The organism is Clostridioides sp. ES-S-0001-03, assembly GCF_020676075.1.
Classification (GTDB): Bacteria; Bacillota; Clostridia; order Peptostreptococcales; family Peptostreptococcaceae; genus Clostridioides.
The window spans coordinates 234551-253791 of sequence record NZ_JACVWJ010000004.1 but is presented as its reverse complement, the minus strand read 5'-3'; the positions used below and the strand labels follow the sequence as shown (position 1 = coordinate 253791).

At 27.7% G+C, this 19241-nt stretch carries 9 protein-coding genes; 7 read left to right on the top strand and 2 right to left on the bottom strand.

All coding sequences use genetic code 11. The features are described 5' to 3' along the window. Positions 1 to 22 precede the first annotated feature (22 nt). The 5 genes from IC174_RS10160 to IC174_RS10140 all read left to right on the top strand — a co-directional run bounded on the left by IC174_RS10160 (position 23) and on the right by IC174_RS10140 (position 15092). Positions 23 to 8317 carry a neuraminidase-like domain-containing protein gene (locus IC174_RS10160; protein ID WP_227482844.1) on the top strand — a complete coding sequence of 2765 codons (8295 nt, stop codon included), beginning with the start codon at positions 23 to 25 and terminating at the stop codon, positions 8315 to 8317. Between the two features lie 69 nt (positions 8318 to 8386). After that, on the top strand, positions 8387 to 9964 hold the full coding sequence (locus IC174_RS10155) for a cysteine desulfurase family protein (RefSeq protein WP_227482843.1): 1578 nt from the start codon (positions 8387 to 8389) through the stop codon (positions 9962 to 9964). A 21-nt stretch (positions 9965 to 9985) separates the two neighbouring features. Beyond that, complete coding sequence (locus IC174_RS10150; RefSeq protein ID WP_227432578.1) at positions 9986 to 11839, top strand: hypothetical protein; 1854 nt, start codon at positions 9986 to 9988, stop codon at positions 11837 to 11839. Between the two features lie 909 nt (positions 11840 to 12748). Next, the gene (locus tag IC174_RS10145; protein WP_227432579.1) at positions 12749 to 13684 is read left to right on the top strand and encodes an ROK family protein; all 936 of its coding nucleotides are present in this window, start codon (positions 12749 to 12751) and stop codon (positions 13682 to 13684) included. A 34-nt stretch (positions 13685 to 13718) separates the two neighbouring features. Next, positions 13719 to 15092 (top strand): MFS transporter, encoded by a 1374-nt coding sequence (locus IC174_RS10140; protein WP_227482842.1) that lies wholly within the window; start codon positions 13719 to 13721, stop codon positions 15090 to 15092. Positions 15093 to 15274: 182 nt separating this feature from the next. On the opposite strand, the gene IC174_RS10135 is transcribed toward IC174_RS10140, so the two are convergent. Beyond that, positions 15275 to 16042, bottom strand: coding sequence for a PucR family transcriptional regulator (locus IC174_RS10135; RefSeq protein ID WP_227482841.1), 768 nt, complete (start codon positions 16040 to 16042; stop codon positions 15275 to 15277). A gap of 29 nt (positions 16043 to 16071) precedes the next feature. Beyond that, a complete protein-coding gene (locus IC174_RS10130) occupies positions 16072 to 17181 on the bottom strand; it encodes a sn-glycerol-3-phosphate ABC transporter ATP-binding protein UgpC (protein WP_227482840.1) in 1110 nt (369 codons plus the stop codon). Between the two features lie 338 nt (positions 17182 to 17519). Here IC174_RS10130 and prmA point away from each other — a divergent pair, with 338 nt between their 5' ends. Both prmA and IC174_RS10120 read left to right on the top strand, forming a co-directional pair. Then, a complete protein-coding gene (gene prmA, locus IC174_RS10125; protein ID WP_227482839.1) occupies positions 17520 to 18467 on the top strand; it encodes a 50S ribosomal protein L11 methyltransferase in 948 nt (315 codons plus the stop codon). A gap of 18 nt (positions 18468 to 18485) precedes the next feature. Further along, entirely contained in the window at positions 18486 to 19241 is a 756-nt protein-coding gene (locus tag IC174_RS10120) for an RsmE family RNA methyltransferase (RefSeq protein WP_227432584.1), read from the top strand.

Sequence of the window (19241 nt, the reverse complement as noted above, 5' to 3'; positions counted from 1 at the left end):
TAAATTTAGAAAGGAGAATACTATGGATAAGGACAAGCTGACACAAAAAGAGCAACTCAATGTTTTTTATGGTAATAATCCAGATTTTGAATTATCGGATATTGAGTTACATAAAAAAGAAACTTTAGATAAATTAAATTTAGATGGAGTTAATAAAGAAGTGGTTTTAAAAAACCTTATGATACAAAAAAGATTACATCAATTGCATGCGTCAGAAGGTATACATTCAAAGTTGATTGAAAATGATTTAATATCAGCTCAACAAATTGCAAGTATGGAAGAAGAGTATTTTGTTAATACATATTCAACTAAACTAGAAATAAGCAAAGAAACTGCTAGGAAAATTTATAAAAATGCAATATCAATACAGAATAAAGTAATGAATCTCTTAGTAAATATAAAAACAACAGTTGCATCTCCATATTTTAGAAATCTCAAAGTAAATACAATAGGTGATGATACAATTAGATATTTTGAAAAATTACCTAGTTACCAAGAGATGTTCGGAAATTTAGATTTTTGTGATTGTGAAGATTGTAAATCAATATTTGGACCTGCTGCGTATTTCGTAGATTTAATGAGAATAATAGATAAATATATAACTAAACCAAATGAGCATACTATTGATAAAGACCTGAGTTTAAATTATAGAAGGCCTGATTTACAAGAGATACCTCTTACATGTGAAAATGCAAATAATCTTGTTCCATATCTAAAAATAGTAAATGAACGTTTGTATGATTGTATTAAAACTTTATTTAATACAAAAGACACAAGTATATTTGAGGTTCTTGCTACAAAAACTGTGTATCCATTTAATCTCCCATTTAATTTAAACTTGGAGCAGATAAGAGTATATCTAAATCAAGAAAATTTAAATTTGAGTGACATATATGAAACTTGGGATATAGAACAAAACGAAGTTGAGAGAGAAAGGTTAGGTATTTCATTAAAACAGTATAATATTTTAACACAGAGTTTTAAAGATGATAATCAATTAGCAAACTATTATGGTATGAGTGATAGAGCTAAATTAGCAGAATTAAATAATACACAAACATTACTAAAAGTAACACAATTAAAATATAATCAACTTGAAGAATTACTAATGCAAAATGTTTCACAGAACGAAAAAGATAATAATATAGCACATAATTTTTATATAAATCAAGGTCTTTTAGACAAAAAATATTTGTATATTGATGACAATAAGGAAAATAAAAATAATAATCTATCAAATTCAATTAAAAACATCAATAATGATGTTCTTGATAGATTAAATAGATTTATAAGACTAAGTAAAGTAACTTCTTTAAATTTTATGGATTTAGACTGGATGATAAACTCAATTCATTATTATGATAAAAATATAGAAATATCAAAAAAAACTATTACAGATATATCCCGTTTATTAAAATTATCGAGCGATATGGAACTTGATGTAATAGATTTATGTGCACTTATTGCTCCAATAAAAACATATGGAGAAGGCAATGACTTATTAAAGTCAAAAGTACCTTTTGATGTCATATATAATAATTGTAAAACTAAAAAAACTGAGTCTACATATCATCCTAAAAACAATAAACTAAACCCTCTATATATAGACAATTTAAAACTTTGGAATCCTGCTAAAATTGATGAAAATAATATTAAAATTTCAAGATGGCTTTCCAGTAGCTTAATTATGTCAATTGAAGATTTAAATTTTTTAGCTATCACAATTTTTAAAGAAAATGCAAACATAGATTTAAATGCAGATATAGAATTAACTGTAGATAATTTATCAGCTTTATATAGACACTCATTACTTGCAAGAAAATTTAAAATGAAAATTGAAACCTATATAATATTGCTTAAGCTATGCCACTTAGATACTAAAAAGGTTTTTTCTATTGATGATATTTATTGCATTAAAAATGTTGTAAGTTTTATAGAAAATTCTAAAATCAACGTATACAACTTTAACTATTTTATAAATGGAGAAGAAAGTCAGTATGTAAAGCAAATATTCAAAGAAGATAGTATTGATAATTGGTTAAAGTCATTATGTATGAGCATAAAAAAAGATTCAAGTTTAGATATAGAAAATGAAATTATAGAAATGATGTCTGCTTATCTAGGTACAGAAAAAGAGTTATTAAAATATTTAGTGATTGTGTTTAAAAAGTCAATTGTTTTACCTGAGGGTATAAAATACTGGACAGAAGCATTTATAAACTATTCTAACCCTGAGAAATATAAGTTTTATGTTATAGAGGTATTAAGATGTTGTTCAAGATGGATTAACTTAGTAACTAAAATAGCACCAGATTATAAGCTTGTTGAAAGTATTATTAAGTATCCGAACTATTATGGTTTCCAAAATGATTTTAAGTTGTATTCTATAGATAATATTATGAATTTTTATTTGATTAATGAGTATTTATATACTTTTGATGATGTAGATTATGACATGCTTAATTTTATTGAATCAAGTGCAAAAAAAGAAACAAATAGTACAAAATATCTGTCAATAGCAACTAATTGGAATAAATCTCAAATAGATGATTTAATATCTAAGCAATTTTCAAAAGAACAAAATTTAGTGATTTTGATAAAAAAACTAAAAAGCTGTTTTGACATAGTTAATAAATTAAAGTCTGACAATGCATTTATAGACAATATTCTTACATTATCAGGTTTGGATGAAGAAAAAAATTGGACTAAATATGTTGACATTTCGAATATGGCAGTACAAAAAGTAAAAGGGACATACAGTATAGAAGAATGGAAATCGATAAATACAAAATTACAAGCAATTATAGAAGGTTCTAAACGAGATATTTTGCTTAGTATCACTTTGTATACTCTCAATAAAAAGTTTGTAGATATTAAAACATCAAATGATGTCTATAAGTATTTATTAATTGATGTAGAAATGGATGATTCTACGCAGATTTCTTATATAGTAGAAGCATTAAATGCTACTCAACTTTATCTTCAAAGATGTAGATTAAAAATGGAAAAAGGAGTAGAGTCACTAAATATACCTGAATCTTGGTGGTCCTGGATTATGAATTATAGAATGTGGGAAGCGAATAGAAAAATTTTTGTGTATCCAGAAAATTATTTATTACCATCAATAAGACATACAAAGTCAGAAATATTTAATAAGTTAGAAAGTGCATTATCTCAATCTGAAATAACAGATGCATATATAGAGACAATTTATAATGATTATATAGAAGAATTTTCAAATATATCAAAATTGACTATAGCAAGTTCATATCGTTGTACATATAAAGATTCAATGCGTGGAGATGTTTGTACCTTATTTTTATTTGGACGAACAAGTCAACAACCATATATATATTATTATTGTTATCAAGAAGAGGGGATGCCTTGGACTGAATGGAAAAAAATAGATTTAGCTATAAATTCACACTATATAACTCCAGTATTTGCATTTAACAAACTATTCATATTCTGGGTGGAATTAAAAGAAAATCAAAGTACATCCATAGATGTGGTGGGCTCAGTAAGTAAATCTAATAATAGCAAAACATTTAAAATGGATATGTACTATTCGTTTTTAAATATTCAACAGAAGTGGGTAAATCCTCAAAATATATTATCAGAAGATTTGGTATATTATACTGATTACTCTGACAAGGATTCAATAAAAAATCAACTGCCTTTTAAAAATATTTTTGAAATGGATAGTATTTCTTGGCTTAAAGTAAATGCATTTTCCGTTAATGCATCTAATTTTAAAGCGTTTGATAAAAAATCAAAGGATTTTGAGCGTATAAATATACTTTATGGACCATTTGCAAATCAATCTGGAAAGGTAATTGAAATAAAGCAAATCAATGATGATGGTACAAATAAGTATTGTTTTGAATCCAAGTTAAGTGAAATAGGGGAAAGTTTTAATAGATTGGTTTTAGCAAATAATACGGGTTACTTACCTATTCAACATCAATATTCATTTAATATGAATATGAACAATGAACCACTATTATTAAAAAATGAATTTTTATTGGTTGATAGATACTCACAAAATAAATATCAAATACCTTATAAACCTATTATAGATAAATTTAATAATAAGCTTGGGATTGTTTATTCTCAAAGTGTAATTTATGATAATTATCTATCCGATATGAAAGACTTATCGCATCAAATAGAGGAAAGCTTTGTTGAGTCAGATTCTTTTACATCAGATACAATTGAATTTAGTTTATCAAGTAAGATTTTTAATGATTTAAAAACAAGTAAGATAATTGATGATAATGGTAAGATATTAAAATCAAATCTCAGTACATTAGATTTGGAAATAGTGCTTATAAATAGGATTGTATCAAAAGAAATTAGTCCTAATCAACTTTTAGATATACAAAAAGTATTGTTTAGCCATGTTGGTGGTTTAAATATATTTAATAATATAAATCAAAAGGATATTTCTGTTATGCCTATATATAACCAAGTTGGTTCTTTTGTGTTTGACAATGTAGATGAAACATTTATGATTTCTCCAGAGGATAAAATTTCAGTTCCAAGGTTTAGCATGTTATCAGATGGGCTAATAATTACAAGACCACCAGCAAGTGTAAGTTCTTTTTTATCACTTGGTCTTAACTATGATAAATCAATAAAATGTATAAAACTTTTGAAAAATTATGGGTTATTGGATGAAAATAATATAGTTAAAGTTTCGAATATAGATTACAACATAATAGAAATAATATTGAGTAATGCTCAGTTGGATGACACAACAAAAAAATCTATCTATAGGATGTTGATGAATTTTCCAATAGTAAATAAATATAGTTTTGTAAATAAGGATATTAGTAAGAGTGTATCAGAAACTATTTACAATACTTTTGAGTATTATAAAATTATAGATTCACATGGTAGAGCAGATGGAAATAATTTAACATATCCAGATGTTAAGTTGATTCTAAAAAATCAAATAGAGAAAGGTATTATTAAGGTAAATCAGATTTATGATATTTATGAAAAACTAGTTCATTCACCTGTACCAGTAACACTTAAATATGAAAATTTATATGAAGATAAGAATATGTCAGACCTATCTAAATATAAATTTAATATAACTAGACTGTCAACAGGTGCAACAAAAATATTACAAAAACGTATATTTATAGGTGGAATTGATATGCTTCTTAGTACTAATTCTCAAAATATACCAGTTGTTCCTGTTTTACCTTTTGATAGATTTGAACCAAACAAAGATTATATAAACTATCCAAGTGCAATTGATGGTGTACAGGTAGATTTTGATGGGCTTTATGGTGAATACTATTGGGAACTTTTTTATCATGCACCGATGTTATTAGCTCATAATCTGAGAAATAATCAAAATTATGCTCAAGCGCAAAGATGGTATCAATATGTATTTAATCCAACAAATCCAGAAACAAAAATAGTTAAAGATACTTTTTCAAAAGAAACTGAGCATATAATAACTGATAAAATGTCTGAAGATGTACTGTCAGTTTTAAATACTAAAAAAATAGGTAATCCAGCATATCCTATTATTGATGCTAATGGAAGAGTAAACCCAGAATTTAAATTAAATACAGAACTTAGTTTTTTAACAGAATGCAGTTTAAATAATGAAATGATAATCATGGTAAGAAATATATTGATGAATAAGCTTTTAGCTACACCATCAAGTTGTTATTGGAATTTCCAACTATTTCGTACTCATGTTTTAGATGAATTTATAGATACTTTAGATGACAGTAATCCTGCAATGAAAGTTTATAATAATGACCCATTTAACCCACATGCTATTGCTAGACTAAGAATGGGAGCATATGAAAAGTACACTGTGATTCAATATATAGAAAATATAATAGAGTGGGCTGATAAACAATTTATGCAAGATACATGGGAATCTATAACTTCTGCAACGATGCTTTATATATTAGCATCAAGCTTATTGGGAGAAAGACCAGTTAATTTAGGTAGACATGACAAAAAAAATGTAGAAACATTTAAGTCTATACAGACAAAATATAAAGATTGTCCAGGTGGTATACCTCAATTTCTGATAGACCTTGAAAATCATATATCTAATATAAATTCAGATATACAAGTTGATTTAGGGTTTAATAATATAGATGTTTATTTTGGAATACCAGAAAATGAGGAACTTATAAAACTTTGGGATATAGTGGATGATAGATTAAATAAGATTAGACATTCAATGAATATTAAAGGTGAAAAGAGATTATTGGAGTTATATCAACCACCAATTTCACCAGAATTACTTTCTAGGGTTGCAAGTTCAATCAATAATGTAAATTCATTAGCAGAATCACTAGATATAGAACTTTCTAATTATCGTTTTTCATTTCTAATTGAAAAAGCAAAGGAATTTGCAGGGCATATATGTCAACTTGGAACAAGTTTATTAAATACAATTGAAAAAAACGATGCAGAAAGTATGGCAGTGCTTCATTCAATACAAGAAAACAATATTTTAAATATGGTTACAGTAACAAAAGAGAAGCAAATAGAAGAGATAAATGAAACTATTAAGTCAATGGATCAATCCCTTAAGAGTGCAGAACATAAGAAAACATATTATGAGAATTCAATAAAAGATGGACTTTCAGAAGAAGAACAAACAAATTTAGATGCAATGGGAGTAGCTTTATTTTTCCAAGTTTATGCAAATATATTTAAAACATCTTCAAGCATTGGATATGCAGTTCCACAAGTAGGTTCTCCTTTTGCCATGACGTATGGAGGACAGCAGTTAGGAGCTGTATTAGAAGGAATGGCAGGTGCAGCAGAAATAGGGGCATCTATCTCAAATTATGAAGCACAACGCTCTTTAACAATGGCTGGATATAATAGAAGAGAAGAAGATTGGACACTTAACAAAGAATTAGCTAATTATGAAATTGAGAATATTAAGAAACAGATTGAGACTCTTAAAATAAAAGTCCAAAGCGCAAAACAAGAGCTTGAAATACATAAGAAAACAATTTTACAGGGTAATGAAGTTTATAATATTCTAAAAAATAAATTTAATAATGTAGATTTATATTCTTGGATGGTAGGTAGAATAAGTTTAATATATTGGCAAATGTACCAAATAGGATTAAATATGGCTCATGTAGCTGAGAAAGCTTATCAACTTGAATTTGGTTGCGATGATAAATTTATAAATTTTAACAATTGGGATAGTATGAGAAAGGGACTCTTGGCAGGTGAAGGACTTCAATTAGCATTAAGTCAGATGGAGGCATCCTATTATAATAAAAATAAGAGGGGTCTAGAAGTAGAAAAAACTATATCTTTGGCAATGATTAGTCCTGAAGCATTATTAAATCTCAAATCATTTGGAAAATGTAGTTTTGAATTGACTGAAAAAATGTTTGATTATGATTTCCCTGGACATTATTTACGAAAAATTAAGAGTATATCTATATCTGTGCCAGCAGTGGTTGGTCCATTTCAAAATATTAAAGCTACATTAGTTCAGAAAAACAATAGTGTTGTTACAAAACCTTTATTGGAAGTTGTAACTTACCTGTTGGGTAATAAAATTGGAAATAAACCAAAAGAAGGTATTAGAGAAAATTGGTTGCCTAATCAAAAAATTGCCATATCAAAAGGTATTGATGATAGTGGAATGTTCTTGCTTAATTTTAATGATGAGAGATACTTACCATTTGAAGGTACAGGAGTTGTTTCTAGCTGGGAACTTGAGATGTTAAAAGAAACGAATAGGTTTAATTTTGATAGTATATCAGATGTAATAATCAATGTAAAATATACAGCTCTTGAGGATTCAAATTTAAAAGAAAAGGTTATAGAATTGTTATCTAAAAGTTATCCATATGTAGGCGGACTTTATTTTCCTTTACAACAGATATTTTCTACAGAATGGAATATGTTTATAAATGAATGTGATAATCAAGAACTACAGAGTTTTAATTTTGACATTTCATTATCCCAACTTAGTTTCTTTAGAGAAGTTAATGTTAAAGCTATATATATGAAGTTAGATATATTAAAAGATATTGTTTTACCAATAAAATCAGACTTCATAACAATTGAAAATTTAGGTATGAAAGAGACTGTAATCAATTTAAATAAAGATATTGGAATGGTAAATAATATCAATTTAAATATGAATGATATTAAAGGCAAATGGAGTATAAAGATAGATTTAGAAAAAATGAAAAAAGATAAGGATTTAAAGAAGCTTCTTAAAGAAAATAATCATATTGATGGTAAGAAATTATATGGAATAGAAATGGTTTTGGACTATGAAAGTAAAATTTTTTAAGTTGATTAAATTGGTAAATCTAGTCAGTATTATGTTTTTTAAATCATATTAGAAAGAAGGCAAATACAAATGGATATTATTAAAAATATACAAAGCTATTGTGTAGAATTTAGAAATTTATTTGGGTTAAAAGATAATATATCAAGTCAGGTTTTATTAAGTATTGCAAAAGATAGTACATATGCACATAATCTGCATACATGTAGAAATGTTCAAAGTTTTCTTGAATATCTTATAAAGAATCCAGCTTTAGATTATACAGATGAAGAAGTTGAAAAAGAATTTTTAGATAGCACGTTATTTTCTAAACTTGATAACATAATTAAAGAATCTAAAATAAGTTTTGTATATGAAGATAATAAAAAAGATTATGAAGATAAGTATGGTTCTTATATAGAGGAAGAAAAGAAAAAAAATCCTGAAGCTAAATCATGTAAACCATGTGCTGAAATTAAAGCAAATGATTTTAGAGAAGTGTACTTAGATTCAAATGGAACAACTTATATTCGTGATGAGATAGTTAAATTACTTAAAGATTATTATGATGGGGTTTATGGCTATGCTAATCCAAGTAGTTCAACAGTACAAGGACATTATACTTTCGATATTATAAATAGTTCCAGAAAGACAATAGCAGACTGTTTAATGGTTGATACAGAGGAAATATATCTTACAGGCTCAGGTTCTGAATCAAATAATTTGGCTATAAAAGGGATAGCGTTTAAGTATTTGGATAAAAAAGGTCATATTATAACCACTAAGATTGAGCATCCATCAGTACTTAGAACTATGGAATATCTTGAAACACTTGGATTTTTGGTAACCTATATAGATGTAGATAAATTGGGAAGGATATCACCAGAAGATATAAAAAATTCTATAAAGGAAAATACAATACTTGTATCAGTAATGGCTGCAAATAATGAAATAGGTACAATAAATCCTATTAAGGAGATAGGAGATATATGTAGAGGTTATAATATACCTTTCATGGTGGATGCAATACAAGCTTTTGGTAAAATACCTTTAAAACCTAAGGAGTGGGGAATTTCACTTCTTACATTTTCAGGACATAAAATATATGCCCCAAAAGGCATTGGTGGAATATATGTAGAAAATGGATTAAGCTTAGTTCCAATAATACATGGTGGAGGACAAGAATATGGACTTAGAGCTGGTACAGAAAATGTAGGTCATATAATGGCTTTAGGAATGGCAACTAAACTTGCTTACAATGAAATGAATGATGAATCAAATAGACTTTTAGAATTACGAAAGTTTTTCTTAGAAGAGATTGAAAAAATTGAACCAGATTATATTGTGAATGGGTCTCTTGAAAATCGACTTCCAAATAATTTAAATATAGGCTTTCCGCTTCTTGATAGTCATGCGATTATAAGAAGTTTAAATAATATAGGTATAAGTGTTTCTCCTGGGTCTGCATGCAGTTCAAAAAGGATAAAAACTTCTCATGTACTTGAAGCAATAGGAGCAAACACAAAACACTATGCTTCAATACGTTTTAGTTTTGGTCTTAATACAAGTAAAGAAGACTTAGAGTATCTATTTAAATATCTTAAACAAATTATTTATATATTAAAATCGAACAACGAAGAAGTGGCAAGAGAAATATTATTAGAAAATTAAAATAATGAGGAGTGTTTTACTATGGGCTATGATTATAATGAATGTAAAAGACGTTTGGAGCAAAAAAAGTTAAAGGCTTGTTTAGAAATGCATTGTATGGATTTTTCTACTTCAAAGGCATATCATGATTCATGTGGAGACCAAGGAATATATCAAGCAGTACATGTGGTAATGTGTAGGAATAGTAAGACAGGAGAAACACTTCCATCTTCTACAGAACATTTAATTGATGACTGTATAGCTAAACGTATGGAGAATAAAGACTGGAATTTAGAAGATTGTTGTTGCTGCTGTTCATGCTTTGCAGATGGTACTTTCATTGCAATACCAGATGGAGAAGTAGAAGTACAAAATATTAAAAATGGTGATGAGGTATTGGGAGGCTCTATAAAAAAGGCTGGAGAAAAAATAAATCTTGCATGGGAGCCTGTAAAAGTACAATTTAGTACAGGGACAGAAAGTGGAGAACAACCATCAATGGTATACATTGTATATCGTTCTTTAGATGAAGAAAGTTCAGATGAGTTAGAAAAGAAAATAAAAAATGGTAAGAGCGAATTAATCGTAACTGCAGACCACGTATTTTTACTTGCTAATGGAAAATTTACTGTGGCAGGTAAATTGAAACCTGGAGACATGTTAATTGACAAAGATGGAAATGAAGTACCTGTTTTAACTGCAAGTTTAGGTCATTATACTGGTGGAGTTCATCATATAACAACTGATATTAATTTTGAGGGAAGTGCTGACAAACATTTAGTTATTGCAGGTGGAGTAGTTTGTGGGGATTATACACTTCAACTTCACTTTGAAGATTTAGAGGATAATCTAAAAGTGGAAAACTACAATGAATTACCTATTATAGGAAGTGAAGAACATATGAAAGCATGTAAACATCTTGTGAAAGAAAGAGGTGTGTTACTTTTCCATAAAGAGGACAACACAGAGGTGGCCATTAATAAAAAATTCTCACCATATAAATTTGGATATAAAGGAACTATAACATCTGCACATACCCTATTTACAAGAGAACAAGCAAATGATATATTCCAAAATGGCACACAATTTCCAATACATATGACATTGGGCTTAAATGCAATCCAATATTTAATAAAACTATTTAAAGGATTTTATCCAGATATAAATATACATTTAGAATGGGATAGAATAGAACCAAATGTATATGCATTTGAAGAATATGGAGTAAAGACTGTCCTAGTATCTGGTGGATTAGTTAGAATGGAAAACTTAGATGTTGAGGGTCTTGCTATGGCAATTGGTCATGGGATAGGTCGTTTCTATGGAGGAGTACCACAAAATAGTGATAAAATGTCAGGGACAGGACCATCAGATTATTATTCGTTTGGTGTTGTAAGTAGAAAAATATGGTTTGGTGACCAATGGATGACTTTAACTCTTAGAGGATATGAGCAATTGGGAGATTTATGTAGATTAATATCAGATGAAAATGCTACAGGAAATGAATATAATGTTTGTGAAGAACCATCTATAAAATGTAGATTGAGCGCAATGGCTTCTGGTATACAAGGAGGAAGTTTACCAGTTTGTGCAGGTGGTGTAGAAAAGCCAAAATTAAAACTTGAAGCAGTTGATAATAATAATGATGGAATTTCTCTTACTTTTAATATGACACTTGATAAGGTATTAGCAGAAGATGAATTGAACTACTTGATAGATCCAGTAGTTCAAGTAGAAGATATTATAGTAGATTCTAAAAGAGATTTTATAGTGAATATAAAGGCTAAATTTGAATCTGGAAAAGAGTATACTATAAGTGTTAAAAATCTAAAATCTATATATAAGACTGACTTAGATTCAAAATATTCTTCTATTGTTTATATATGTAAAGAGTAAATTGTATAAATATTAATTACATTAACATGCTATAAGATAGACAAAAAATAAAACTGAATATAAATAATTTTCTGAAAAAATGCTTGTCCCTACATATCTAATATGCTATAATATAATCAAATAAGAGAAAGGGGTGATTCCAGTGGGAACGGATGTGGCACAGCCAAATGATGAAGAAAACTCAATTATAATCTATGAAATAAAGTTAAATGTTTTTAGTGCTATATTAAGTACTGGAAAAACTCAAAAGCTGGGATAATTATTGGAATTGCCTAGACTTAAAATTTTGGTAGTAAAATAGTCATATTGTATAGCCAAAGCATCTAAGTTTTAAAGTTATTTGTAAGAATTAAAACTTTTACAAATTGCATATTTGCTTATAATTTAGTTAGAAAAATTTACGTAAAAAATTGCTTTTGATATGTGCATATGTAAAGAAATATGTATGTATGGTTAGGTAATAGGCTAGATATGTATGTAAAGAAATATGTATTTAGTCAAATATATGTATATGTAAAGAAATATATATATTATGTGTATAAGATTTTTAGTATAGATTGGTGAATAATAAAAGCAACTTATTATGTTATGGAAAACTAATTTATGTTTGTAAAAAATATATTTAAGATTTGGTTGATATATAGTTGCAAAAATATTGTTTAGTACGAAAAAATAAGTCGAGATAAAAGTTTAAAATAATTGATTTAAATATAGTTTGTTTTGACATCTAATAAATTGAAATAATTTATAAAAATAGACATCTTCTCATAGTGAAAATATACTATGGGAAGGTGTTTTTGTTTTGTATTAAAGATATTATTAAAGATTTGCATGGTTTTACATTTTAATATAATATAGACATGATAATATATATATATTAATAAAATTTAAAAGAGAAAGGTGAGAAAGATGTATTATATAGGTGTAGACATTGGAGGAACAGGCATACAAGCAGGTGTGGTTGATAATCAAGGAAAGATACTTTTTAGAACAGAATGTAAAACTGTGGTTGAAAAGGGATTTGAAGGAATACTAGATGATATAAAAATAATGATTGATAAATTGTTAGAAGAAAACAATCTAAAGATGAAAGAGATAAAGTCTATTGGATTTGGAGTACCTGGATTTATAAATAAAAAAGGCTTAGTAACTTGTGTAAACTTAAAATGGGATGGAGAAAGTTTTGAGAATGAACTAAAAAGAAGGTTTCCAAATGTTGAAATTCATGGAGAAAATGATGCAACAGTAGCAGCACTTGGAGAATCAAAGTTTGGAAGTATGAAAGGTGCAGATGTTGGAGTTTTATATACTTTAGGAACTGGAGTAGGTGGAGGAATAGTAATTAATCAAAAAGTTTTTTCTGGAGCCCATGGATTAGGCTCAGAAATAGGGCATCAAGTAATAGGAGAAAACTATTTTGATTGCAATTGTGGAAATAATGGTTGTGTGGAAACTTTTTGTTCAGCAACTGCCATTATAAAATATTCTCAAAAACTTATACAAGAAGGTAGAAAAAGTATGATTTTAGATTTAGCAGAAGGAGATTTAAAAAAAATAAATGCAAAGATGGTGTTTGATGCATATAGAGAAAATGACACAGTTGCAATTGAAGTAATAACTAGATTTAAAACTTATTTAGCAAAAACATTTGCAAATACAATAAATACATTAGACCCAGAAGTGATATCAATTGGTGGAGGAGTTTCTAAAGCAAGTGATATAATACTTGATGGGATTGAAGAATTGGTAAGAAAGTTTGTTTTATACAAAAAAGAAGATATAGCAAAAATTGTATGTGCAACCCTAGGTTCAGATGCAGGAATTATAGGAGCAGCTTTTTTATAAGATAAATGAATCAAAAATATTGGGGGCATGATATATGAGTAAGATAAATGCTAAAAGAACTCTTTTTTTAGTGGCTATAGGCTCAGGAACTATGCTGAATCCTCTTAATTCATCTATGATTTCACTTGCATTACATAGTATACAAAACGATTTTAATATTAGTTTTACAACTGTGTCTTGGATGGTTTCAGCCTTTTATTTAGCTAGTGCTATTGCACAGCCAGTTTCAGGAAAGATTGGAGATTTAATAGGTAGAAAAGTTTTATTTTTAAGTGGTTTAATACTCGTAAGTTTTTCAGCATTTATGGTACCATTTACTCAATCATTCTTTATATTGATTTTTATAAGAGTAATTCAAGCTATTGGAACAAGTACATTGTATCCATCTGGAGTTGCTCTTATACAAAATAATATAAAGGAAAGACAATCTTCTGCATTAGCAGTTTTAACTATTTTTGCTTCAACTACAGCAGGATTAGGTCCAACTTTAGGCGGAGTATTGCTTGATTTAGGTGGATGGCATGCTATATTTCTTGTAAATATACCAATTGTTATGGTTGCCATTTGTCTAGGATATTTTTTATTTCCAAAAGAAATAAAAAAGAAAAAAAGTATAAAAGAGACTTTTAAGAATGTTTTATCAAGATTAGATGTTGTTGGTATAGTTTTATTTTCAATTGCAATGATTTTTATATTACTATTCTTATTATCAGTTAAGGAGTCTTTTAATTTAGAGCAATTTGTATTAGGATTAATTTTGATGTGCATTTTTATTTGGCATGAACTGAGAACGAGATTACCCTTTATAGATATTAAACTTTTTATGAGTAATCCTAAGTTATCAAAGGTATATTTACAGTTTATTATATTAAACTTCTTCAATTATATCTTATTTTTTGGTCTTCCAAGTTATTTTCAAGATGCACTACATTACAGTGCTAGGTCAACTGGTCTATTTATGTTGTTCATGTCTGGTATAGGAATTTTCATATCTCCATTGACTGGAAAATGGATAGACAAATCTGGAACTAGAGTACCTCTTATAGTGTCATCAATTTTTATGTTGATTAGTGCAATACTTCTTTCATTAATCTTTATTCAAATACCAGTAATAGGTAAGGGGATAATTTTATCATTAGCAGGTGTTAGTTATGGAGTTGGTAATGTAGCATTACAATCTTCAATGTTTAAAGAAAGTCCTCCTGAGAGCATAGGTACAGCCTCTGGTCTATTTCAAACTAGTCGTTATTTAGGTTCAATTTTTGCTACTGTACTACTTGGAATGGTGTTTGAAGCAACTATAACATCAAGTCAATTTAAAATTTTAGGATATGTTATGGTGATTTTAGGCACAATAAGTTTTTTGCTAAACTTTGTTTTTACAAAACAATTAAAGCAAGCGAAATAATGTATTAAAGAAATAATAGATTCAATAAGATTAAAGATATTATTTATAAAAAAGGATATCTTATCAAATATTTACAAGTTTAAAGGAGAGAATATTTGATAAATAACATTTGATAAAGTATATAGTATTTTAACTTAAAATCAAGCAGAAATGTGAATTAGCATTTCTGCTTGATTTAGCAGTTAATTTTTTTTATATAGAAAATAAGATTTTACACTTAGATAAAAAATCATTGCATTTTCAAAGTTTTTTAAATCAAGGTTGAGTATTTCATTAATTTTTTCCAACCTATATACCAGTGTATTTCTATGTAAAAACATATCACTAGATGTTTTAGAGATGTTTAAGTCATTATTTATAAATTTTATTCCTGTAGATAGAAGTTCTTCATCAATAGATTTTATCTTATTGAAGTCTATCAGTCTATTAAGTACATCGTCTTTGTTAATTAAGTCTAAAGTTTTATACCTAATAAGGTCAAATAAATTTAAAAATTTATCCTTAGCATTATCTTTTACAATATAAGATAGTAAATTAGAGCATAACTGCAATCTAAAATTAAAATCAGATTTGTTATCTAACTCACCAAGATAGAAAATATAAGTACTTTGATAAGTTTCAGTTTCAATTATATTTTGTGTAGTTACATTAATGTCTAAGTTATACTTAGAGTTTACTACAAAAAAACTACTATGTTGAATTGTATTTATATCATCATATAAGTTATAAAAAATACCTTTTAGATATTCAAAATCTATATGTGGCTGATAAATTAAATAAAAGTGACCATTTAGATTATCTAAGTTATTTTCATCTAAAAAATCAATAACATAAACAGTATCATTAAAAGTAACTAAATGACTATTGGCATCTAAACTTTGATTTTTATAAGGGTAAATATTTATTTTTTTATTGAGTTGTTTTTCAAAAAAACTTTTCAAGTCTTCCATAAAGTCTCCTTAGAAATAAGATTATACTATTATCTTATAGCTAAGTCAGTTTCTTTGTCAAATAAGTGTACTCTATTATTATCAACTGAAAGAGTTAAATTATCACCAACATCAACTCTATTTTTGCTGTCAAATCGAATTGTTATTGTATTTACATCTAATTTTAAATGAGCATAGGTCTCTGCCCCCATAAGCTCTTTTATTTCAACTGTTGATTTAAAGCAAGTATCTTGATTAGATTTAACAAAATTATCTCCTATATGTATATCTTCTGGTCTAATACCCATAATAACTTCTTTTTCAATATAGTTGTCCTTTATTAAATCATAGTGTTTTTCTCTATTTAATTTTATCTTAATGTATTCGTTTTTAGCATATATTTCTTCATTCTCTTCTATTAATGTAACATTAATAAAGTTCATCTGTGGAGCTCCAATAAATCCTGCAACAAACACATTAGCTGGATAGTCGTATACATCTTGTGGAGTTGCAATCTGTTGTACCACTCCGTCTTTCATTACTACTATTCTGTCAGCCATAGTCATAGCTTCAACTTGGTCATGTGTTACATAGATGAATGTAGTTCCAAGCTGTTGATGTAACTTAGTTATTTCTGTTCTCATGGCAGTTCTAAGTTTTGCGTCCAAGTTAGATAAAGGTTCATCCATTAAGAATACCTTAGGATTTCTAACTATTGCACGTCCTAGAGCAACTCTTTGTCTTTGTCCACCAGATAATGTTTTAGGTTTTTTATCTAAAAGAGGGACTAAATCCAATATTTTAGCGGCTTCTTTAACTTTTTTATCTATTTCATCTTTTGGCATTTTTCTAAGTTTAAGTGCAAATGCCATGTTTTCATAAACAGATAAGTGAGGATATAAAGCATAATTTTGAAAAACCATTGCTATGTCTCTATCTTTTGGTTCTATATCATTGACAAGTTTATCTCCTATATATAATTCTCCAGAAGATATTTCTTCAAGACCAGCAATCATTCTAAGTGTTGTCGATTTACCACAACCAGATGGTCCCACTAAAACTATAAATTCCTTATCTTTAATATATATATTTATATTTTTTACTGCATTAAATCCATTAGAATAAAGTTTTGATATATCTTTTAATATTACTTCTGACATTGTAATTCTCCTTAATAATTTAAAATTTAATTATATAATATCAGATGATTTTATTGTAGGAAACATATAAAATAACCAAAAATTTTTGTTTAAAATGTATATCTTGCTAATTTGTATATAATAAATATAATGTGAACTATTTAAAATGTATTAAGGGAAAAGCATAATCAAATAAAGTGCTAAAAATAAGTTAGACAATTTATTATAAATTAAGTAAATTAACTATAATGTAGATATAAACTAATAAAAAATTTATAAAACAAAAAAGTATGATATTTGTGATATAATAAAAGTTATGGAAAAATAGGAAAATTAATATAGAAAAGAGAGGTAAACTTATGAATAATTGGATAGAAGTAACTATAAAAACAACAACAGAGGCAGTTGAGCCAATAACAAATATACTATATGAACAAGGTGCTGGAGGGGCTGTAATAGAAGACCCAAAAGATTTCTTATTTCAAAAGAAAAATGAATTAGATTGGGATTATGTAGAAGAAGAAGTATTTAAAAAGAATGAAGAAGATGGTGTACTGATAAAGACTTATGTGTCAGAAGAAAAAAATGTGATGGAATTTGTCGAAATAATAAAGCAAAAAGTTTTAGGACTAAGAGATTTTGGTATAGATATAGGTGAAGGAAGTGTGTCATTAGACCAAGTAAATGAAGCTGATTGGGCAAATGCATGGAAAGCATACTATAAACCAACAAGAGTAGGTCAAAAGGTAGTAGTAAAACCTACATGGGAAGATTACGATATGCAAGAAGGGGATTTGATAATAGAGCTTGACCCTGGTATGGCTTTTGGTACAGGAACACATGAGACTACTAGTATGTGTATTAGAGAATTAGAGAAATATGTAAATAAAGATTCTAAAGTATTTGATATTGGTTGTGGTAGCGGAATTCTTGCAATAGCAGCAGCTAAATTAGGGGCAAAAGAGGTTGTAGCTGTAGATTTAGACGAAGTTGCAGTGAAAGTTGCAAAAGAAAATGTGCTTGAAAATAAAGTTGAAGAGAATGTATCTGTAATGCATGGGAATTTAACAGATGTAATAAAAGATAAAGCTGATGTTGTAGTTGCAAATATAATCGCTGATATAATAAAAATACTTGCAAAAGATGTACAAAATTTTATGAAAGAAGATGCTATATTTATATCTTCAGGTATAATTTTGGACAAAGTAGAGGAAGTTAAAGAAAGCTTAATCGAAAATGGATTTGAAATAGTTGAGGTTCAAAAACTAGGTGAATGGTCAGCGATAGTTTCTAAACTTAAAAAGTAAAAGGCTGGGTGGAATATAATGGATAGATTCTTTGTTGAAAAAAATAATATAAATTTACAAGACAAAGCCTGCATTATAGAAGGTGAAGATGTAAAACATATTTCAAAAGTTTTAAGGTGTAAACTAGGAGAAAAACTTGAGATATGTGATAAAGATAATAATGAGTATATTTGCGAGATAACAAATATAGAAAAAAATATGGTTAATTTAAAAATTTTAGAAGAAGTTGATATAAATAGAGAATCTAAACTTAAGGTAAAATTATATCAAGGTCTTCCAAAAGCTCCAAAGATGGAGATGATACTTCAAAAACTAACTGAAGTTGGTGTAGATGAAATAATATTAGTTCAAACTAAGAGAAGTGTTGCTAAAGTTGATGATAAAAAAGAAGATAAAAAATTTGAACGTTGGGAAAGAATAATTTATGAAGCCGCAAAGCAAAGTAAAAGAGGTAAAATTCCAAATTTAAGAGGTGTTTTAAGTTTTAAAGAAGCTTTAGAAGATATGAAAAAAAATGATGTAAATATTTGTCCTTATGAGAACGAAAGAACTGTCTCAATAAAACAGGCACTTAAAAATTGTGATTCTAATATAGATAGAGTTGGAATTTTTGTAGGTCCAGAGGGTGGTTTTGCTGAGGAAGAAATAGAGCAAGTTCAAAAAGATAATTGCAGTACTGTATCATTAGGACCTAGAATATTGAGAACTGAGACAGCTTCTGTTGTAGCATCAACAATAGCTTTGTATGAGCTGAGTGATTTAGGAGGAGAATAA